Consider the following 24386-nt stretch of genomic DNA (forward strand, 5'->3'; position numbering starts at 1 on the left):
TATAAAAAGCTAAGCAAAATTAAAAAATCCATGATAATTGATGAAAGGTTATTAAGTATATTAGTGTGTCCTGTAACAAAAGGTAAGCTATATTACAATCAAGCAACTAATGAACTAATAAGTGAAGATGCTAAATTAGCATTTCCTATAAGAGATGGAATCCCCATAATGCTTGTTGATGAAGCACGTAAGTTGTAAGTCATAAACATTGCTGATTATTAAATAAAGTACATATAATAAGTTAATAACAAATCAATGCGTATATCAAATGCCTTGTGTTTTTAGTGTCTATATTCAATCAAAAGCACCTCCACTACAAACTTGCATAAGAATAATTTCAATTAACAATCCTTTTTCTCAAAACCGATATACTAAAAAATGATGAACTAACAAACCTATGAGAACTAAAATAGAAACTACAGATAATATTCACTAGTCAACATATATATCTTTTTTTTGTATTACACTAAGTGCAATATAAGAAATAATAGCCCAAAACATCACATACATCGCTGGAGCAATTTTAATATCTGTAATATATATTAACCATGTACATATTAGTGGCGCTCCTCCACCTGCGATTGCAGAAGAAATATTTCTTGCTAAGCCAAACCCTGTATACCTAATATTTATAGGAAATAGCTCAGCCATAGCAGCATTTACAGGACCAAGTACTGCTGAGAAGGGTATAATAAATAATATATATCCTATAATTATTAATATATAACTATCCTGACTTAACACCCAAAATACAGGAATGCTAACACAAAATAGGCCAATTGACGCTATCATCATGACCTTTTTTTTGCCAACAAAATCAGATAATGCTCCAAAATAAACTGTCAAAATACCACATACAAATATTCCAGTACTTGCTATTATATTTATACAATGATGATCTACTCTTGTAAGAGAAAGTTCGTTAATAAAATTAACAAAAAACACCATCAAAATATGAAAAGAACAATTTTCAATACAGTCTATTAAAATTGCTAATAAAAATGGCCTTTTATAATTTTTTAATAATACTGCAAATGGCAATTTGAGAGGAATTTTTTGCTCTTTATACATACAATATGCAGGACTTTCCGCATTTCTCAATCTAAGGCACACACTAATTACTCCTATAAATAATCCCACAAAAAATGGAATCCTCCATCCCCATATTACAAAACTATTACCAGTAAAATGATGAGTTATCATAATAACTAGCATAGCCATTAAAGATCCTATTACAGCACTTAATACTTCATAACTACCAAGCAATCCATTATTTTTACCATTTTTTGAATGCTCTATCAAAAAGGCAACATTACCTGCCTCACCACCTAGAGCAATACCTTGTATTACCCTACAAATAACTAACAGTATTGGAGCATATATACCTATGTTATTATAGACAGGTATTATCATCATAAAAGTAATAGATATAGACATCAGTACAATAGAGAAAATAAGCGCAATCTTTCTACCATATTTATCTCCAATATGTCCAAAAACAGCTGCCCCAAAAGGCCTTGCAAGAAATCCTACAGCAAATACACTAAAAGTTAAAATAAAACTACTATACTTATCTTCATAATGTTTTCCCATTAAGTAAATCACTCAAATATAAGCTATAACCTTAATTAATTATGACAAATTTGTGCATTAACAATATTTTACAAACCAAATATCCTATACAATATATTCATATACTAAATTATGATGGAGGCTATCTCTAAACATTAAACAATCACACTAGTGAAAATAAGCCAATAATAAATCACATATGTCATCTAATACATAGGAAAATACAAATAATAAAAATATCACAAATTTAATACTGACAGTATATCATTTTTAAATGATAATGGATAATACTACTTTTTAAGATGTGTTTAAAGTAGTAAAGTAATAGACTATTAGTAAGTTACTTATTTATAAAAAAACTTTTAGGTAATTTATGTTAATCTCTATGCTTATAACATCAAATTTAAATAATCACTATACTTCTTATTAAGATTACACATTGATAATAGTTAACATTATATAAGTTATGTATATAGTTGCTATAAAAGTTAATTTTTTATTTGACTATATTTTCAATAAATGATAGTTTTAAAAAAGTGTTATATGTAAGTTGTCAAATGTCTGTAAAAATAAGGTTAGCAAGATTTGGTGCTAAAAAAAAGCCCTTTTATAGAATAGTGGTGTCTGACTCTAGGGTACAAAGAGATGGCAGGTTTATTGAGCTACTGGGTTTTTATAATCCCATGTTATCGCATGAGCAAGTGGGTTTTATTAAGGTAAATGTTGATAGATTAAAGTACTGGTTAAGTGTTGGTGCACAACCTACAGAGAGGATTTCTTGGTTCATAAAAAAGAATATTATAAATCTCAGCAGCGAATCTTGTGTACAAGCTAGTTAATTTTATAACTTAGTAATTTGTCAGATAAGCTGTTACTTAACCCAAAATCTTTATAAGCTTTTGTTAATATATAGTTTTCTTGATACAACTAAAGTTATGTTTTTGTATTAGAGGCTTGGCTGTATGCATTATGATTTTATTAATTATCAGTAAATTATAGGCCAATAAACCAATATTAACTTAGTGTTTATATTTCAAATTAGTTAATACAAAAATACAGCCCGCTATAGATCTATTTGATAAACATATATTACCTATGTATTGATATTATACTATGTTAATTAATTGATAACAAAAATTCTCAATAGTAGAACCCACACTAGCTAATATACATAAAAAATTTGCAACATCAAGTATAATACCTACACTCAATACATAAATCTGCTAGTTTTACATTAACCACGTATATATTATAAAATCAGTATAACCTGCAACATTATATAGTAAAATAACACTTCTATACAAAATACCTAAATTTAAAAAATGTTATAAAGTACACCTATTTTTTAATAACATTAAAAATATATTCTTTAACAAATAATTAATTTTAAAACTATCACAAACACAATAATGTATTCTTATAAAAAAACAAAAAATCTATCGTACATTATATATATCTCCAATAAACTCTTTTATAACACTTATCTCGTATAAGATTATTTCCAACCCTCCTCATCAGCAATTTTTACTGATTGTTTTAAGTAATTTTCAAGTTCCTGTAGAGGAAGATCACTCTCTTTAAATGTACCCCAAGACTTTAAAATATCCGAATAACCTATATCAATAATAGGATACTCCTGATTAGCTTCTGAATAAATTTTCTGTGCTTCAGTACTAATTAAAAATTCTAGCAACTTTATTGCACCCTCCTTATTTTTTGCATACTTGGTAACAGCACCACCACTAATATTTATCATAACACCTGTAGTATTCTGATTAGGAAAAAAAATAGAAAGTTTTTTAGCAAATTGCTTATCTTTTTCTTTCTGCGACATAAGAATTCTACCAAAATAATAACTATTTACTATTGCTATACTTCCCTCCCCAGCAGCTACTGCATAAATTTGATCAGTATCACCACCACTAGGTTTTCTTGCCATATTATTTACTAATCCTCTTACCCACGCTCTAGTATTTTTCTCTCCGTTATTTGCTATCATAAAAGCAATTAAAGATTGATTATATGGACTATTAGAGGATCTAACTAAAATTTTGTCTTTCCATTTTACATTTGCAAGATCTTCATATGTACTTAACTCTTTACTACTAACTAACTCTTTATTATATACTATAATTCTTGCACGTTTAGTTAATCCAAACCAATACCCTTTAGCATCTCTATATTTTTGTGGTATAGCTTCATTAAGTATTTTTGAATTCACCTCTTGCAAAAGCCCTTTCTTTTTTGCTAAAATTAAATTTACAGCATCAGCTGTAAGAAATACATCTCCATTACCATATGACCCTTCACTTTCCATCCTTGAAATTAATTGAGCAGCATCATCATTAATATAACGCACTTTAATTCCTGTTTTTTCAGTAAATCGCTGAAATACATCACGTAATAATTCTTCTTTACGAGAAGAAAAAACATTTACTACATTTTTATTATCAGAATGATAATTCTTATATAAAAATACAACCACCGTACTTACTATAAGCACAAAAAATAATAAGCTAAAAGTCCTACTCATAAACAACCCTTCTTTACCAAAACTTGTTATATTATGCTAACAAATAATAGTTAAACTTTAAAATAGTTAGCAAAACATAAATACTACATATTAACTCTATATGTTATATCACAAAAATTACTATTTTTTTAACTGAATATCAATATACCTACCTATATTAGTTAAGAAGCACTTATTTATGTATCATTATCCTGGTAATAACAATTATTATATAAAACAATATCGTAAAGAATTATACTATCAAAATAAAATATCCTTAAAATTTTATAATTTTAACATTTTTATTCTAAAATAATATTGCATATAAACCACTATGTTAGTTACTAAGTAATATTTACTATAAGTCAACAGCATAATTACTACCTTTTAATCCATGAATAACATCCATAAAACCATCATAGACAGAATCTTGTGTATACAAATTTTTGGCTACTTTTGTTATATATTCCATCAACGGACATAAAAAAATAGCCAATTATATGGCTATTTTATGAAAAGTAATATTTACTATATTAAGTCAACAGCATAATTACTACCTTTTAATCCATGAATAACATCCATAAAACCATCATAGACAGAATCTTGTGTATACAAATTATTTAACACTTTATAATTTTGATTTAATAGTTGATTTTCATACATTGAATCATGATCTTTATTGTGAAAACCATAAGAAAAATTGTTATTATTCACTGAAGCATTATAAGAGTTATCTTGTTTTGCAACATTAATATTTATTGTCTTATTATCAAAAACATTATCTTCTTGATATGTTTTTATATGTATGTTTTGAAATCTATCAAGATAGAAAGGTAATACTCCTATTTTTCCATCTTTATCATGTATCAGTTTCACTTTTGCAAAATATTGATCGTCACTTTGTATAGCAAAAAGCACACCATCAGAATACTTATTTAGATCTGCTAAATCTATATTCAATAACATGGCACTTTCCGCTATTTCATTAGAATGCACAAACGTAAGATCTATATATCTATTCTGACCAAGATCAGGCATACCATCAGGATTTTCCTCCCCATTAGAAGTACATACTACCAGTTTTCTTTGCCCATCTGATATTGTCGTTAATTTTACATGAGTAATAACATCAGGTAACTGATAAACAGTCCCTGTAATTTTATCATTAATAAAAAAAACTAACGTATTTGTAATATTACCATCATTATCAGTAGTGTCTTTAGGAACAACAGAAAAAGAAAAACTTTTTTGATATTCACTCTCAGAATTTACTTTATGATCTTGAGTAGCAAATCGATTATTGACTTGCATCGTAGATTTTTGATTACTGGTATTCGCATCATGTACATAAACATCAGTATTTTTTTGCATCATAATATTTTCTTGATCATCATAAATCTTCTTTTCTCTATGAGCTTCTTCATTAGCTTTTCTTTGATTTTCTTGTATAGCTGCATTCTTTTCTTCCATATGTTGATATCCATCTGTATTTTTATCAATTTTATGACGTGCTGAAGAATAATTACTATAACCTTTATCCTCATGATCTGTTTCCCCAACAAATTTTAAAGTAACAATACCATCGCTATCTTTGTTCAGATCTACTTCCTGATAATGCATAGAAGTAAGAAAATCTGTGTAACTATAATTCAAATCTGCAGAGATCATTAAATCTCCTTCATATTTATCAAACCTATTAGACAACATGCCTATTTCTTGATCATCATGCAGTAATTTTACCTTTGTATAATACTTATAGTAAGGCACATGTCTTATTATTTCACCTTTGTCATTCCTCCTTATTGCATAATCTTCCATATCACACTGTACTTTAAACAAGGCACCATCAACATACTTATCAAAATTTATTAATCCTATATTTATATGCTCATGTGATTCATCTTCTTTTGTATATTTGTGAGCAAAAATAGGATCTATATATCTATAATTACCTATATCTTCAGGCATGCCTTCAGGATTTTCATTACCATCTAAAGTTGAAGGCACCAATTTTCTTTCTCCATTAATGGTTGCTAATTTTAAGTGAGTAATACTACCAGGTAATTGAAAAAATTTACCTGTAACATAATCGTTAATAAACAATGCCGATTTATCGACTATGCCATTTTCGTCAAGAATCTCTTCAGAAATATAAAAGCCTATACTTTTAAGCTTCATCAATACTTCATCATCTTTAACTACTTGCACAAAATACGTATCATCTTCTGTTCTATTTGTACCTTTAGTATCAGCTATATCACCCTTTGTCATAATGTACTTGTCAGCATCATGATAATTAATACGATCTTCATAATTATCAATTTTTACATTCTTTGATACCGTTAAATTACCAATATTATCTATGTTACAAATATCAGGTTTAAAAAATTTATTTTCTTCTACAAGAACTACCCCACCACTGTTAACTTTCCCATTATCTAAAACATTTAGTTCCTTTTTACCATGTTGATCTACTGTTACTGCAAGAGCTACTTGATCAAATCTTGACAGACAGGCACTACGTGTTACATCATATCCTTGAAATTGCATTATTTCACGATTATTCGTAGAATTATATTGAGCAAATATTGCACTTTCTGTTAGCATTTCCCCTATTTTGTTATCATTCATATAAACTGAAACTGCACTAATATTACCAGTACCTTCACTCTTAACAGTAAATATTTCATTTGGATTATTAACTACTAATTGATCAATATTTACACCATTTATATCCCTTATTTGATTCCCATCTATATATGTGAAGTTAATTAACACTTTTCTCAAGTTAATATCAGCGTCACTTCTATAATGTAAAATATCACTTACTTTTTGATCTAAGGCTTTTATATAAGTTAAGTTAGCAGCTTTTATCTTATCAGAATCACTAGAATTTTGAGCATTTTTAAATAGATCAAATTCCTTTTTAAAGTTATCATCATATTTACTAATAATTTTTCCTATAGCATTTTTATAATCTAAAGAATTAATATACGAATTACCTTGTTCATCACAAAGCATATATTTATTCCTACCATCAAATTGTACTAATTTCATAAAATGATATTCTTTATATATATTCATCATATCATGAGTATTAGCATTTTCGATTCTTAATGTATTGCCTATAGCATAGATCTGTACAGGAGATAAGCTGCCTACAAAATTACCTATGGCATCTTTAATATTAGCATCAAAGTATTTTATGCTTTGCACTTCACCATTAATGCTCACATTACTAACACCTATAAAATCACCTTTCTCCACTTTAAGGATATCATATTTTTTAAAAAAGTTATTAGTTGTATTATTGCTCATCCATTGATTAAATTCTTCGCTATAATTCTTGAAATCAAAATTATCATATCCATACTTTTTTAAGTTAGAAAAATATTCTTTAAGATCTGCTGGATGATAATCTTGCATGAATTTTACAAGCACATATCCCAAATTATATTTTAGTGTATTGTATTCATAAAGTGTAGCATTATCCTTTGAATTACTAGCATTACTAGACTCACTCCTAATAATATCCCCTACTTTTTCTAAATCTAATGTTTTGAAATTATGTCTTGTATGTAAAATATCTATGATACTATCTATTTTTTCCATAGTATCAAATCTCATAACACCATTAGCATCTTCATCAACAATATAGTTACTATCTTTTGCATTTTGAATATATTCAGAAATACCCTCTAATAATATACTGTTCAAATATGATTTATTTGTCGCTTCCCACGTAAGAATATGAGCAAGTTCATGCTGCAAATTTAAAATATTACTTCCTGATTTAAATACATATGAAGTATAAGCTTGATTACCATGATGGCCTTCATTCCATGCAATACCACCCACCAAATCATTTAAATGTACATGATAAGCATCAGTTTTATTATGAAATTGATTAGAATTTTCAAAAACAAAAATATTAATATCTTTTATTGATTTTGAATCTGCTAAAGGAAATTTTTCATGAAAAAACTCTATTGCTCTTTTAACTTCAATATCTGCTCTTGCTTTATAAGATTCATTCATCGGTATTGTCAGAAAAAAATTAACTTTTAATCCTACTTGGGTCATTAAATCATTCTGAACTGTATACTTATAATTAAATTCTTGCTTTTCTAAACTATTATGATCAGGTATACAATCACTATGAACGTCTTCATTATTAATCATATTATTAACAGCTGATTTCATAGTTAATTTCATGGCCGTATTTTCATCATTGTATAGATTTCCTACACCTATTTTATTAATATCTTGCATAAATTTTACCTTGACTTGAAAATGAGCTGTGAAATAAATCACAGAACTCATAGTAAGTCAATAAAAAAATTAATAATGATAAATAAAATATTAAATAATATTATTATGAAATTAACTTATTTATTAATACTATTACTAACCAATGATTATAAATTTTTCTCAGATTAAGATTAGCATAACTTTTATAATACAAAATATTACTAATTATCTTCACATATAAATTTACAAAAATAAGTAACTCCTAGTTATACAAACACAGTCTATATGTAAATAAGATACTGATACCCTAGAAATTAAGCGTGAAATATTATTGTTACAAATACAATATAACAATAATGCCTTTCCTCATAATATTAACACTCCAATTACATGTCAAAATACTAATATAGAAAATAATTAACCATTTTTTAACATTTCGTACATATGATTCCATGATCTTTAATTAAGGTATACATAATGAATACACATGAAACTCCTACTAAAAAATTAATGCAAGTAGATATAGGCACAAGCCTTAATAATAAAAATTACTATGAAGCACACATTACAGATCATAATAACAACTTTCTTACCTTTCCTACCTCATATTATTTTTATTTAAAAGACACAAACATGTTATTTTATAAGGATTTCAATAATAATTATGTGTTAAAAATACCACCTAGTTATCAATTCTTAAAAGTAATACAAAACAATAATGCATACTCATTATCATTATGTGATGCCAATGGTCAAATATTTAGCAAAAATGATTTTATCCAAATATCTAATAAAGAAAAAAATCCTGAATTTACAAAGCTTACAACAAATAACCTAGCTAATATTATAGACAACACCGATATAACAACAATCACACCCATACTAAAACAAAATATTAATCTAGAAGAATGCTATAAACAATCTCAAGGTAATTTTCCATCTTTTTTTCTTAGCAAAATAAAAAATGCTGTAGAAGAATCAGTACATATTTTTAAGCTATCTTCTAAGCAAGATAATCTTGATATCAATAACTCAATAGGTACACTTAATAATGAAGCTGCTTTTTTTACACATGACAATAATCATGCAAAAGACTATCCATACTATTTTAAATATATTAATGCAGACAGTGATTCAATTACAAAAATATATGCTCCATCATATGTAGATAAAGATTTACTATCTACAGCAGAAAATAACGTTTTAAAACATGCACCCATTTATCTCATTATACATGATAATCAATTCTACTTTTCTAATACAAAAGAAGATAGTATTACAACAATAGACGATGAATCTGCTATCAAATTATTACAGCAAGTTAACTTAATAGAACCATTAACCCAGAACATTTACAACATAAAAGGTAAATTTGCATTTGAAATCACAAAAGGCAAAGAAATCAATGATTACTATTACGGCACTGTAAATAAAGTAAATGTTGTACTAAAAACCAAAGAAATTACATTAACCTCTTCACATAATACAGATGATATGTTTTTCAGTGATTTATACTTTTGTCACTTACGAGAAGACGATTCGAAAATCATGAGTACTATGTTTGAAAAATATCTTGACGTTAACGCAATTATCAAAGAATTAACTTTTATTGATCCTATATACATAGTATCATCAAATAACACTATTAATAATGAGTCACATTTATTAATAAACAATACAGAAGTATTAAATATTCATCCTTTAACAACGTTATTATCCCATAATATAAAAACACACTCACCTTTAGATAATATAGTATCAACAAACGACCAATCTCATAACAACATCAATTCACTTCATAATAATATAACTACAAATAATAAGCAAACCCTTAACGACGTGCATTCACCTACAAATAATATTAAATATGATAATGTAACACATAAACATTATGATAAGTCTGTAAATAATACTGAAAGCAATGACAATACTAGTATAACTAATAATCAAGCAACTGTACAGTATCACACCAGTGAGAAACAAATGGACCATGACTCGAAAACATTCAGTACCAATATAAATCACATATTATCAGGTAAACTCCTCGACAATGGTTCACATGCATTAATAATAAAAGCAAATTATGATGAAACACTTACTTTTTATACAAATGCAATAAACAAGTATAATCAAAAGGAATATACATATGACAATGTTATGACACTATTTAATTATGTAGTAAAGGATCTTTCATATAATAATGAACACGTTGTTCAAAATGCTTATATAGATAGTAACAATCATATTTATATCAATAATAATGATTTTGATAACGTTGAGACTTTTAATGCAATGTTTCAATAATAATGATGCTATCAAACTTTAACTTTTTAACATGATATTAATTTGATAGCATTGAGACTTTTAATGCAATAACCTTTTGAGTAATATTAAACAAACCGAACATCTTACAATTATCAAAGAAACAAAATTATATTCTCATAACTAAATTCAGACAGAATATATGTTAGTAATTTTATTAAGTCTCAAATAACACACTTCAGAAAGTAATTGATAGCCCACCAGGATAATACAAAATCAAACTAAAAATACAATCAGTATTTCACTGTTTTAAATACACATCAAAATACAACCTAGTACATTACATAGCACACTTATAATATAACTAACTGTTAAAAATTATAGATATATTATCTTACTATATTAAGTACAAAAAAAAGGATAATTACTTATAATCATACACAATCAACATTACATTGATATCTACTACACTATCGCAACTTTTTAAATGCCTTGTTCTTTAACACATAGTTAAGTAATATTAAAAATGCTTCGATTTACATATTTAATAATAATGTATTTCCAAATATTAATAACCTAAACATTAAAAACTATACACATTAAATACTACTATTTTATGCTGTGTATAAATTATCCACTTAATTTTAATATAATAATACTTATAACATAGATCATTCTGTTAATAAAAAAATGAAGCCAATACCTTAATACTACTACAATTTCCTATTTAAGTACAAAATGCACATTACAACTTCACAGAATTTACTTCGTACATAAGAAGCTTTATATCCTGTAAATAAAACTACTATAAAGCAAAAATATAATTTCTTATATATAGTGTATATAATATAGCGTGGAGGTAAGCGGATTCGAACCGCTGACCTTCTGCGTGCAAAGCAGACGCTCTACCAACTAAGCTATACCCCCATACCTTTATTACCCATAAACTATCACAAGCAAATTATGAATTCAAGAAAAATGTGTAAAAAACACGCTATAATATTGCATCTATTAACAATCTTTGTTACAATATCGCTAAAGTCATTTGTATCATTAAAATTCATATATACAGATGCAAATCTTATATACGCAACTTTATCCAAAGAAAAAATATTATCCATAACCATTTTTCCAATAATATGAGTCGAGATAGAATTTTCTTTTGATGCCTCTAACTGATAAAATATATTATTCACTATCATATTTATTTGATCATGACTAATAGGACGTTTTTTTGTAGCTATTAAAATAGAAGATAACAACTTCTGTTTACTAAAAATTTCAATGCTACCATTCTTTTTTATCACCTTCATTGGTTTTAAAAGTAATTCTTCCATCGTTGTAAATCTCGCATTACATATATTACATACTCTCCGTCTCCTTATAATCATATCATCATCTGAAGGTCTAGAATCTTTAACACTAGTATGAACGTTATGACAAAATGGACACTTCATATACTTAACCTAGATCCTTAATACAGAAACTCTGCTGTAATTAACAACATATCTTACTACCATCAAACTTATAATTACAATACAAGTATTATACTAAACGTAATACATTACTTCTGTATATAAATAAATATTAATTATCACACATAAATAACATTATAAAATAGGCTTTCGATAACAAAGCTATTTTCATAATTTATATACTAGCTACTGCTACATTCAGTACTACATGCAACAACTTTTTAAAATTACAAAATAACATACTATGTCTCTTACGCAGATAATTCTTTAATAATTGCAACAATGTTATAAGATTTTTTTATATCTTTAGACCTATCAAAGGTACAACAATTAATTATACTACATATTATATACACAACTAAAAAACACATCATACTTTAATACAAATAATAAATACCTATGATGTAGCTTTTTTTAATGAAAAAAAAGATATAAGCTTTATATAAGTCGTATATTTAAATAGTTGCATAAATATATAATTAATATGCAAACCTTAAATAGTAATAAACATATAAAGCAATATAACCTAAGTTTTATACATTAGTACACAATCTTAATTGCAATAACTAAAAATAATACCTTTTCATAATATAATACTAATTTAAATCCATTTTATTTCTTGCACAAATCTGCAATCCCATCAAGCATATATAATTTATTATAAAATAATTAACCTTAAAGAATTTTGTCATTCAAGTATTAGTATAACTCACATATCTAAATATCAACAATGCTAAATACATTGTTAGTAATTGTTTTTTTTTATCTACTTACTATAATAAATAATAAACTATAATCTTTAATAAAAAAATATGCTATTTTTTACGAAATTAAAATTTTTTTTTAAACGCAATAAACAATTCGTTGGAACAGATGAATTTGGCAATAGATACTATAAGTTTATGGTCAATAACATTGAAAAAAGATTAGTGCTGTATAATAAAAAAGCAGATCCAACAACAATCCCAGCAAGATGGCATATTTGGCTACATTATACAGATAGTAAAATTCCTCAATCCTTAAGTACCTATAAGAACAAACATTGTCCCAATTTAACCGGAACAAAACATGCTTACCACCCACACTTTTTCAATATATAGAAACTAACAGGTACATTATGTACAAGTCTAACATCATAGAAATTTTTACAGGATTTGCTGTATTAATAATTGCAATTATTATTGGTATTTTTGCCTTTAATAAAATACCTCTAAAAAATAAAATAAGTAGTGATTGTTATGTAGTAAAGGCATATTTTGCAAATGCTAATGGAATCAATACAGAAAGTAATGTCAAGTTATCTGGCATTAAAATAGGAACTGTTACTTCACTGAATTTACAAAAAGATTATGGGGTTACTATAGAAATGTGCATACAAAAAAATATTTCATTACCAATTGATAGTTCGGCTTCTATTGTATATGAAAATTTGCTTGGAAAAAAATATATCGATATTATTCCTGGATCAAGTAATGATATAATGTCAAATGGTTCTTTGATAAGTAGAACTGACTCAGGATTAGATATCAATATAATTTTAGGAAAGCTCATTAATCTAATACTAAAATAAGTAAAATTAGGTTAATATAAGTAAAAATTTTTTGCTACCTTATAAAAGAGCTTAACACTGTGTGTAATATAATAACATAAAATAGCTAATTAGCCTAGTTATTGAAGAGTAGTAAAATTACAACAATTGCCTGAATGATTATAAATAAATATGTTGCTAGTGTTTACTTATAAAAGTAAAATATTAAGATAACTTAGGTGATTTATTATTCATAATTACCTATATAACGTAATATATCATTGTATTCAGCAACATTACATTTAGGTACAATCTTTATGATAAAATTTATAAGCTCGTTATCATTATTATGGGGTATAAAATTTACCATTTTAGTAATATTTAGTATAGCACTATACAAGTTATTAATATATTTAATAAATTATTTAACAAAAAAACGTAATAAAAATACTATCAGAATAAACAATTCATATACAGGACATAGTAACATGGCAAGTTCTTTATCCAAAAGACCAGCTATTCCCTTAAAACAAGAAATTCATCACAGTCATTCAATAGATAATAATATCTCTGATATCAAATCAGTTTCTGCAGTATATACACAAAAAGAAAACATAAGGTAATTATAGTAAAAAAATATTTTAGCTAATAATAAACAATCACATCTATAAAAAAGCTAATTAATAAAACTATAATTTTTATCATGCGATTACTACTATTTAATATAATAAGCTAATACGATTCTATAATGTATAATTACTATATAATTCATCATATGACTCATATGCATATTTTTTTAATTATAAGACTACATACTTAACATACATACAACGTAAGATAAATGTATGTTATTATTTACACATAAACCTGCAATACATACTTTTTAATGACTATTTTAATATAATGTATCATCTTATAAAAAATAAGATTCAAACTATTAGTAATTTAATATATAAAATTATAATACAGTAAATAACAATGTAACTTAATATTATTAGCAAACACAATGTATTAATGTACAAAAAGCGTAGATGCTATTTTTTGTGATAACAAAATTAAAGACATAGGATAAATACTTAAAGCAACAATAATGGTCACCATCACCCAAATACATAACGTCATTATTCTAGAATACTTAATAGACAATCCATTATCGATTCCTGTATTAAAAGATAATTTTTCTATTATTCTCCATATATAAATCATAGCTACCATAGACCCAAAAATTAATACTCCTAACCCTACCCACATTTGTGACTTGATAGTAGCATCAATTATATACCATTTTGCTATAAATCCTAATGTTGGCGGTATACCTAATAAATTAAAAGATAAAACAGTAAGTGCTACCATAACTTTCGGCATAACTTTTCCAATATTAACAAATTCATTAATAGTCTTATTACCATAATGATATACTATATTCCCAATAACCATAAAAATGGCAGATTTTGTTAAACTATGATTAATAATATAAATTATAGCCGCTGAAATACCAGCATTAGTATTAATATTAATAGCAAAAACAATATATCCTATATTAGCAATACTTGAATAAGCAAAAATCTTTTGTAAGCTATTACTCCTAGTTGCAAAAATTGAAGCAACAACAATAGCACAGAAAGAACAAATTAATAAGATACGTCCAAAAGGTAAATCTACAAATACAAAATGTCCGCCGAAAACATTATATGCAAATCTTATAAGAAGATACATCATTACTTTTGTAGTAGTACCAGAAAAAAAAACAGAAACAAAAGTAGGCGCATTACTATAAGATTTTACTAACCAACTATGAAATGGGAATAACGCTATTTTTATAGATAATCCTAAAACTATAAACATTATTCCAATATAAGCAGCTTTATTTGCATGCCAATTCTGTATTGCAACAAAAATATCGTTAATATTTAAAACACCAGTTATAGAATATAAAAAACCTATACCTATTAAATAAAATGTTGCTCCTATAGTACCAATAATTAAATATTCAAATGCTGCAATTAATGATAGTCTATTTTTTCCCATTGCTACTAACACATATGAAGAAATGGAAGATATTTCTAAAAAAACATAAATATTAAAAACATCATTGGCTAATAAAATACCTAATAAACCCCCTAAAGAAAGCAAAAATAAAGAGTAAAATCCAGGAATCTTACTTTCATGTATTTCTCGTTTATTAGGATTGACACCATAAAGCACACTCATGACAGCAATAAAATTAATCAATACAATCATAGTAGCACTTAATAAATCTACTCTAAGTTCTATACCATATGAAGATGGCCATCCTCCAACATTATAAAAAATAACACCAATATTATAAACCTTCCAAAACAATACACATGAAATAAATAAAGATATAAATACTGTACATATTATAATTATTGGTACTAAATTATTTTTTTTTAATACAGAGCATAATACTGCCATAATTAATGGCAAAATAACCTGAAAAATAGGCAAATTATCATTTACTACACTTATCACACATTTTTCCTAAATTACAAATAGATTGCATCAACAACAAAATTATCTGTAGAAGTTCAAATTAATAATAAATTTATAATACATCCTATAAATTACACAAGTAAATCAATAGTAATTTTATATCTACACCCTTAACCAATATATTAAAAAAATTTATATCTTAAATCAACATAAAACATTCATTATATATAATATGGTAGTGACGTATTTAATAATCATATAATTTGGTTTAATAATACAGTCATAATTGTTTACAGCATATTTTGTAAAAACAGCTTATAGTAGCAAAAAATATGTTCATAAATTTTTTCGGAATTTCCTTATTATTCAATATATCAATGTAAAGACAATGTTTTTACTAATAAAATTTATAAAAACAATATAAGAATTTATATACCAACGAATAAATTAAAAAGTATATCGGCAATATAATAACAACTATAATAAGCAAATTTTAATTTTACAATTGCAAAACCTTTATGATTCAATGAGAAGATCACAAATTATTAAAATACCTTTATACATAAAATAATTTTATTATACAATACTGCACAAAAAATTTTACATATAAAATAATAATTATGGTATAAAAGCTACGTTTATGATTAAATGTAAGTGATTATTAATAATTATGTAAAAAATTTATACATAACAAATAGATCAAAAGGATAATAAGCATTTTACTGACACCAGTATTGTAATTATATTCACTATGATTAATATATGTAACCTGTAATTAAGTAATAAAACTAATATTTATTTACAGCATTTATAAATTTTCTCACAATACAAAACATAAACACAATAACTGCAATAACACTTAGTATTTTATATGGATATACATAACAGGAATATATCGTACCACCATTAATGTGTAATGGTAAATATGTATCAATAATTCCTACAGTCATAGATGGTAACATTTTTTCAATTCTGCCATAACTATCAGTAACAGCAGAAATACCATTATTTGCAGCTCTAATAACAGGAATCCCACCTTCTATTCCTCTCATTCTACTAAATTCAAAATGCTGATATGGTTGTGAGCTAACACCATACCATGCATCATTTGTAATGTTAATTAACCATTTTGCATTATTGTACCTACTAGCAACTTCACCAGGAAATATACACTCATAACAAATCAACGGCGCAAATTCTGGTGTATCATTCAAAGACATAATTGAATTTGTGGTAGATCCAACAGTAAAGTTACCAGTAAAAGCATTAGGTATAATCCATGATAAAAATTTAACAAAAGGAATATATTCTCCGAAAGGAACTAAATGACGTTTATCATAATAGGATACTATTTTCCCATCCTTATTAAATACAAATAAACTATTATAGTATAGCATAGCATTACTATATTTATCTACATGCGCCCTTAAACCCCCCGCAATTACAAAATCTACTTTTAATTTTCCTATACCATCACAAAATGTAACATTATTGTCAATAATCGGATGAGATATCGAACTTTCAGGCCATATGGCATACTTTATCTTATCTTTACTAAATTCATTTGTTAAATATAAGTGTTTACATAAAATTTCTTTATCTCCTAAAAATATTTTTTCAACGCCAATATTTGCTTGAACTACACGTAAAAACACATTTTTGTCATAATCTTGTTTTATACGTAATCGAGCTTTGCCATAAAGACTCATACTCACTATTAAAATCAAAGAAAAAACACAAGATAATTTACTTTTATCACAAATATAAGAACCAATACTAACACTACAAAACACTGCTAAAAATATCATGCCATAAGTTCCAATTATAGAAGCAGTTTGTAACATCTCTATTGAAAATGACCATGCATAAGCAAAAAGATTCCACGGAAATCCAAAAAAAACTTCTAGTATCCAATTAGCAATAGTAAACATTAAAGCATATACTATTACACCAATTAAATTACGAGCATCAACCCAAAAAATAATAGCAGCAGATATTGCAAAACTTGAAGACAAAACAAAAGGTATACCAATAAATGCAAAGGGAATAAGATAACCAAAAAACTCAGGTTTAATCAATAATGGAAAAATTAACCAATATAGCCCCGTACAAAAATATCCAAAACCAAACCACCATCCCAAAAAAAAAGCTTGTTTAATATTTTTAATATACCTTAAAACTACATAAAAACCAGAAAGAGCTATAACCATCGCTGCAAAATTATAAAACGGTGGCATAGATAAAGTACACATCACACCTAGCAACATTGCTAATGTATAATGATGCTCTTTACTTAAATTAGATAACATATCTTACAGGTTCATTTAATAATAAAATAAGCGATTATATTGTCGTTATATACTACACATAACATAAAGCAAATATAATTTCAAATATCTGTAACTAATATTTATCATCTTATTCTTTATTACTTAGTTTTAGATATCAAATAACATAACTTACCAAATGCTAAAATTTACATTATTTTATTTGAATTTGTAAAAAAGGAAACACATTTGTCACTTAATATAATTGTATACGCTGATGAAAAAAAAACTTTATTTTCATGCATGACATCTCTATAGAAATAAGGATATTTAATTTTAACTATAAATAGTAGTAATTATAAATTAATCCTTAAGAAGAGAAAAGCATATACCTTATAAAAACTTATTATCAAATTTTAATTCATAAATTAATACTTACGAACAATATCAACATATTGATTAAATACATTGATTAAATATTAAACTTATTATCTATAAAATACTACTTAATGAATTTAATATAGCTTATGTAAAAGTATACAACACTATCTCAAACATATTGTAGTTAATATTAATTTCAACAATTAATAAGGAAAACACTTTTTAAGAATAATTCACACTTAACTTGCATACTTGTGAGCTAAATCATATAAGCTATCAATATTAAAAGTCATCTTAGGTTGCCATATATAACCTTGTAAATCCATATCTATACTCACAGAAGATAATGCACCTGATGGTATAAAGAAAAATTTACACAATGATACAATAGAAAAATTGACAAATGAAAAATTTGCTGACATAACACCAACTGCATTATCAATTTTAAATTCTATAGAAGAAGATGCTGTACCTTTTTTAATATCAGATTTACCATTTATCATACTAAATAAAGTACTATCACTATATAAAGATACTTTTACTAATGAAGCAATATCAGATTTACTACGTGCCATAAATAAATTCTTAATAAATAGATTAAAATTGATATCACTAATATCAACACCTCTAGCAGCAAATTCTACTTTACCATCCAAGGCATTCATCCACTCAACCAAATTGTTACCTTGCGTCTTTACACTACCACTAATACTAACATTCCCTTGAACACCAGTTATATTGAGCCCCCGCGCTATATGCTGTAACTGAATATTAGATATAGATAACACTGCTGATAATGATGGTATATCTCCCATACCTACATTACCATTAAACTCAACGCTTCCTTCGTCTATTACAAATTTTAACTTCTTAATAGACATCAATCCATCTCTTATATCTGAAGAAAACTGAAAATCATTGATAATACTCTTTTTAAATATTACTTTTTGAATATTAATATCAATATTACCATCTGAATTACCTAATCCAAAAAATCTTATTCTATTATTGGACCATTTCATTTGCTGAACCTTTTTATCATTATCTACTAATGTATTAATTATCTTAGGTAATTTAATAAAATTACTATCATATTTTTCACCACGTAAGCGTAATAATATTTTTGGCCGTACATCATGTGAAGAAATGATAGCTCTCATAAATCCTTGTAAATTAGATCCATACTCATCAGCAAACTGTATTCTTTCTATACTCATTTTTTTACTAGCAATATTAGCAAAGAAGCTTAATTTCTTTATAATACTTTCATTCAGCAAAATATCACTAAGCTGAAAATTTATTTTAACTCTATAGCCTAACTTTTTTAACCATTTAAATGACATTACATCTTCTTCAAAATTAACCTTCTTAGTTAACTTATAGTAGTTACAATTAAAATCTTTAACATTTATATTGCCAATAAAATTTCCTTTATTTCTATCATATTTAATCCTAAAATCTCCCTGAATACTTCCTACATTATTTGTTACAAATTTAATATTTGTAAAAGAAAATATACGTGGAGCTATATACAAATTACTATTTAGTATAAATTTATTACTTTTATACTCTCCATACATATCAACTGGCATTAACCATTTTACTAAAACATCCAAATCGTCTCCATAAACCTTAATTATACCATGGAATTTAGACACTACATTAGAATTAACAGCATCCCCTTGAATGTAAAGCATATTGTTAATTCCAGGAAGCTTTGCTTGCAATCTCTCAACACTTATTTTGCCATTCAATATAATAATATTCATTAATAAATCATGAACCATCTTATCATTAAATTTTAAATCTTTAACTGCTAAATTAACTTTTACTTGAAATGTATCAGAAACAAATATACTAAAATAATCTAGTGCTCGTGATGATTTTTCATACTCATAGTCTATTTCGCTATTACCGGAAATTAAGCTATCAATATTAATTTTAGTAAAATTAATATTAGTTACACAAGATGAATAGTTATTACATTGAACATCAGCATTTCCTTCTACACTTTTTGAAGAAATCTTTATATTGCTAAAATTCAATTTTGAATCTCCTACTGATACATTTGCATATAAACTAAAATTTTCCTGTGAAGTAATAAAAGGAAACATAGAAGTTTTATTTATTTCTGATATATCGTTAATAAGCTCCGCAAAATTACTTGACTCAATGGTCAGCACACCACTAAATTTATCTACATCACCAGTATCATTACTTAACAATTTTAATTTAGTTACTTGAGACTCAATAGCTAAACTGGCTTTACTAACATTACCCTTTTTATTCATATTCATAGAAGAGGTAAGTTGATATTTATTTCTTCCTATGTGTAATAATGCATTAGCAGTTACTCTACCTTTTGAAGACTTTACAGTACCATCATAAATAGTAACAGCTTTTGTACGAGAAGAAGAATTATCAGTTACAATATTAATAACACTATCAGTAATACTGATAAATTGAATATCATTTTGTTCTTTCAACATCATAGCACTTATTAATCCATCAACTGTAGATTTTAATCCATAAGCCTTTATAAATTTAATTTTCGGAGCAAGAGAAATTAGTGACATAAAAGATATGCCCAATTCTAATTTATCAACTGATACAATGACTTTTTCAGATAAATCTGACTCAGATTCCATATATAAATTACGTATTATAATTTTTGGGAATATAAAACTACCACTAATTTCACCAACAACTTTTACATTTTTATTTATTGTATTTAACTGCTTAAATATATAAGGCCCATAACGCACATTCCAGTCAATCACAGAAGGCAATACCAATAACCCCAGTACTATTATCAAAACAGTGCAACAAAAATACACAACAAACTTCATCAATATACCAAAAATGTATCTTTAATTCTTTATACCTAATATTCTTAATAAGGTATAAAAAAAAATGCAAAAAACACAAATTTACCTAATAATTATCTGCTAATGTTGATAAAACAGCAAGATTGAGGATTTCAGACACTGAGGCTGACATCTGCACAATTTGTACAGACTTTTCCATACCAATCAAAATAGGCCCAATAACTGAAACATTTCCTGCTTCTTGTAATAACTTTGAAGAGATACTAGCACTATTAAGATTAGGCATAATTAAAACATTAGCTGGCCCACTAAGGCGACAGAATGGATACAAAGACAATAACTTAGGATTAAGAGCAACATCAACTGACATTTCACCATCATATTCAAAATCAACATTATTTCTATCAATAATGCTCATACATTCTTTTATTCTTTTTGACTCTTCTTGAGAATGGCTACCAAAATTTGAAAAAGAAATAAAACCAACTTTTGGCTCATGACCCATTTGTTTAGCTTTAGCAGCAGATTTAATTGCTATGACTGCCAATTGCTCAGAAGTAGGACATTTGTTAATTGCAGTATCTGCAATAAATATTGTACGATCCTTTAACATAACAATCGATAATCCAAAAACTACTCCTTGTGAACTTATAATTTTTTGTACTTCACACAAAGAATCAGTATAACTTCTTGTTATGCCAGTAACTAAAGCATCCCCATCATTACAAGCTAACATACATGCAGCAAAAATATTACGATTTGTTTTTACATCACGTATACAACTACGATATAAATAACCATATCTTTGCAGCCTACTATACATGTAATTTATGTATTCATCATTACGAGCTGACACTGCTGCATTTGCTATAATAATACCTTCTGGTTTTTCTTCAATACCAATATTGTAAAGACCTCTCATTACTTTATCAGTACGACCTACTAATATTGGGTTACCATAACCATTACTATACCATTGCAAGGCAGCTTTAATAACTTTATCTTCTTCACCTTCTGAAAAAATAACCTTTTTTGGATTACTTCTAACAGAACCGTATATTAAATTTAAAACATTTGCTGTTGAAGATACTCTACAATTCAACTCTTTAGTATACTCATCCCAATTTTCTATGGTCTTTTTAGCAACTCCTGATTCAACTGCAGCTTTAGCAACTGCTGGAGACACTATAGTAATTAACCTTGGATCAAAAGGTGTAGGAATAATGTATTCTTTGCCATAAATCATTTTACGGCCACCATAAGCCTCAGATACTTCATCACTAACAATTTCTCTAGCTAACATAGCAATAGCATTTGCTGCAGCAATCTTCATTTCATGATTCACCGATGTTGCATGCACATCTAAAGCACCGCGAAAAATATATGGGAATCCCATAACATTATTAACTTGATTATTATAATCTGATCTACCAGTAGCTATAATTGCATCAGGACGCACTTCTCTGGCAAACTCAGGTTTAACTTCAGGATCCGGATTTGCTAAAGCAAAAATAACAGGATCTTTATTCATCGATAAAAGCATTTCACGATTTAATACATCTCGTACAGATAATCCAATAAATATATCAGCACCAACCAAAGCATCTTTTAAAGTTCTATCATTTGTATCAATAGCATGTTTCATTTTCCACGGATTAACCCCAAGTTGTCGATCTTTATATATGACTCCATTTTGATCACATAATACTATATTAGATACACCTACACGTTTTAACATTTCAACACATGCAATACCAGCAGCACCTGCACCATTAACAACTATTTTAACATTAGAAAAGCTTTTACCAGTAATATCAAGAGCATTAATAATGCCAGCCAAAATAATAATAGCAGTCCCATGCTGATCATCATGAAATACTGGAATATCCATGCATTTATTCAGCTGCTCTTCAATAATAAAACATTCTGGTGCTTTGATATCCTCTAAATTTATTCCTCCCCAACTCAATCCTAAATACTTAACTGCATTAATAAATTCTTCAACATTTTCGGTATTCACTTCTATATCAATTGCATCTATATCAGCAAATCTCTTAAATAAAACAGCCTTGCCTTCCATAACTGGCTTAGATGCCAATGGCCCTATATTGCCAAGTCCTAAAACAGCCGTGCCATTTGAAATAACTGCAACATAATTACCTTTTGCAGTATATTTATATACTAAATTAGGATTGGAAGCTATCTCTAAACATGGGACAGCTACACCAGGAGAATAAGCTAATGATAAATCACGTTGTGTCATCAATGGTTTAGTTGGAAGCAAAGAAACCTTTCCAGGTTTGCCATATTTGCAATGAAACCTAAGAGCTTCTCTATCTTTCTCCATAAACTACTACTCTAAAATATATAAAACGTAACATAAATAACCTTTTATTACACAGCTAGCAATAACTAAATACACTCACCTATTAAAGAACATCATAATCTAAATATAAAGCAAATACTAAGATTGACTCCCTAACTATTATCTTCAAAAAGATACTTAATAAGCTAACTATAGGTAATTTTTCTTAGAATAACAAACCATAGCAATTAAATATACAACGATTAATATATTGATAACAGATAATTACATAATCTCCGGTATCATGTAAAAAATCTACAATAAATACATGATATTAAAAACTTTACCACACCCTGTAAAATGATACCATAAAAATATTTTACATATACTAAAGAATACAAAATCATGCAAAAATTATATTTTGTTATTAATAATAAAAAAATACTATATATCAATACTCCTATATTAAACCATGTAATATATAGAAACATTATTCAAATTTTTACATAACTACACTTATATACAAAATACAGCTTACATTTAACACTTCC

General features: G+C 26.7%; 15 protein-coding genes and 1 tRNA gene. 6 read left to right on the forward strand and 10 right to left on the reverse strand.

Annotated features, from left to right (window positions below; all coding sequences use genetic code 11):
• Nucleotides 1-33: 33 nt before the first annotated feature.
• Entirely contained in the window at nt 34-198 is a 165-nt protein-coding gene (locus HL033_RS01445) for a Trm112 family protein (RefSeq protein ID WP_218194480.1), read from the forward strand.
• Between the two features lie 234 nt (nt 199-432).
• Here the strand turns inward: HL033_RS01445 and HL033_RS01450 are convergent, their stop codons facing one another.
• Nucleotides 433-1593 carry an MFS transporter gene (locus tag HL033_RS01450; protein ID WP_218194322.1) on the reverse strand — a complete coding sequence of 387 codons (1161 nt, stop codon included), beginning with the start codon at nt 1591-1593 and terminating at the stop codon, nt 433-435.
• 536 nt (nt 1594-2129) lie between these two features.
• Between HL033_RS01450 and rpsP the strand changes: the two genes are divergently transcribed.
• On the forward strand, nt 2130-2411 hold the full coding sequence (rpsP, locus tag HL033_RS01455; protein WP_218194323.1) for a 30S ribosomal protein S16: 282 nt from the start codon (nt 2130-2132) through the stop codon (nt 2409-2411).
• A 656-nt stretch (nt 2412-3067) separates the two neighbouring features.
• Here rpsP and HL033_RS01460 read toward each other — a convergent pair.
• The 3 genes from HL033_RS01460 to HL033_RS01470 form a co-directional block, all read right to left on the reverse strand.
• On the reverse strand, nt 3068-4105 hold the full coding sequence (locus HL033_RS01460; RefSeq protein WP_218194324.1) for an extracellular solute-binding protein: 1038 nt from the start codon (nt 4103-4105) through the stop codon (nt 3068-3070).
• Between the two features lie 337 nt (nt 4106-4442).
• Complete coding sequence (locus HL033_RS01465) at nt 4443-4580, reverse strand: hypothetical protein (protein ID WP_218194325.1); 138 nt, start codon at nt 4578-4580, stop codon at nt 4443-4445.
• A gap of 32 nt (nt 4581-4612) precedes the next feature.
• Complete coding sequence (locus tag HL033_RS01470) at nt 4613-8356, reverse strand: hypothetical protein (protein ID WP_218194326.1); 3744 nt, start codon at nt 8354-8356, stop codon at nt 4613-4615.
• A 456-nt stretch (nt 8357-8812) separates the two neighbouring features.
• On the opposite strand from HL033_RS01470, the gene HL033_RS01475 reads away from it, so the two are divergent.
• Nucleotides 8813-10639, forward strand: a complete 1827-nt coding sequence (locus HL033_RS01475) for a hypothetical protein (protein WP_218194327.1) — start codon at nt 8813-8815, stop codon at nt 10637-10639.
• An 812-nt stretch (nt 10640-11451) separates the two neighbouring features.
• Here HL033_RS01475 and HL033_RS01480 read toward each other — a convergent pair.
• Nucleotides 11452-11524 (reverse strand) — tRNA-Ala (locus HL033_RS01480).
• A gap of 23 nt (nt 11525-11547) precedes the next feature.
• Entirely contained in the window at nt 11548-12054 is a 507-nt protein-coding gene (gene nrdR, locus HL033_RS01485) for a transcriptional regulator NrdR (protein WP_218194328.1), read from the reverse strand.
• 830 nt (nt 12055-12884) lie between these two features.
• Here nrdR and HL033_RS01490 point away from each other — a divergent pair.
• The 3 genes from HL033_RS01490 to HL033_RS01500 all read left to right on the forward strand — a co-directional run bounded on the left by HL033_RS01490 (nt 12885) and on the right by HL033_RS01500 (nt 14223).
• A complete protein-coding gene (locus HL033_RS01490; RefSeq protein WP_218194329.1) occupies nt 12885-13172 on the forward strand; it encodes an NADH-ubiquinone oxidoreductase subunit NDUFA12 family protein in 288 nt (95 codons plus the stop codon).
• A gap of 17 nt (nt 13173-13189) precedes the next feature.
• On the forward strand, nt 13190-13642 hold the full coding sequence (locus HL033_RS01495; RefSeq protein ID WP_218194330.1) for an MlaD family protein: 453 nt from the start codon (nt 13190-13192) through the stop codon (nt 13640-13642).
• Nucleotides 13643-13917: 275 nt separating this feature from the next.
• A complete protein-coding gene (locus HL033_RS01500; RefSeq protein WP_218194331.1) occupies nt 13918-14223 on the forward strand; it encodes a hypothetical protein in 306 nt (101 codons plus the stop codon).
• Nucleotides 14224-14611: 388 nt separating this feature from the next.
• On the opposite strand, the gene HL033_RS01505 is transcribed toward HL033_RS01500, so the two are convergent.
• The 4 genes from HL033_RS01505 to HL033_RS01520 all read right to left on the reverse strand — a co-directional run bounded on the left by HL033_RS01505 (nt 14612) and on the right by HL033_RS01520 (nt 23877).
• Nucleotides 14612-16093 carry a proton-conducting transporter transmembrane domain-containing protein gene (locus HL033_RS01505; protein ID WP_254815544.1) on the reverse strand — a complete coding sequence of 494 codons (1482 nt, stop codon included), beginning with the start codon at nt 16091-16093 and terminating at the stop codon, nt 14612-14614.
• Between the two features lie 749 nt (nt 16094-16842).
• Nucleotides 16843-18363 carry an apolipoprotein N-acyltransferase gene (gene lnt, locus HL033_RS01510; protein ID WP_218194332.1) on the reverse strand — a complete coding sequence of 507 codons (1521 nt, stop codon included), beginning with the start codon at nt 18361-18363 and terminating at the stop codon, nt 16843-16845.
• Nucleotides 18364-18941: 578 nt separating this feature from the next.
• Nucleotides 18942-21551: an AsmA family protein gene (locus tag HL033_RS01515; RefSeq protein WP_218194333.1), complete on the reverse strand. Its 2610-nt coding sequence runs from the start codon at nt 21549-21551 to the stop codon at nt 18942-18944.
• A gap of 85 nt (nt 21552-21636) precedes the next feature.
• Entirely contained in the window at nt 21637-23877 is a 2241-nt protein-coding gene (locus HL033_RS01520; protein WP_218194334.1) for an NADP-dependent malic enzyme, read from the reverse strand.
• Nucleotides 23878-24386 lie beyond the last annotated feature (509 nt).

The sequence above is a fragment of the Neoehrlichia mikurensis genome (genome assembly GCF_019186785.1).
Classification (GTDB): Bacteria; Pseudomonadota; Alphaproteobacteria; order Rickettsiales; family Anaplasmataceae; genus Neoehrlichia; species Neoehrlichia mikurensis.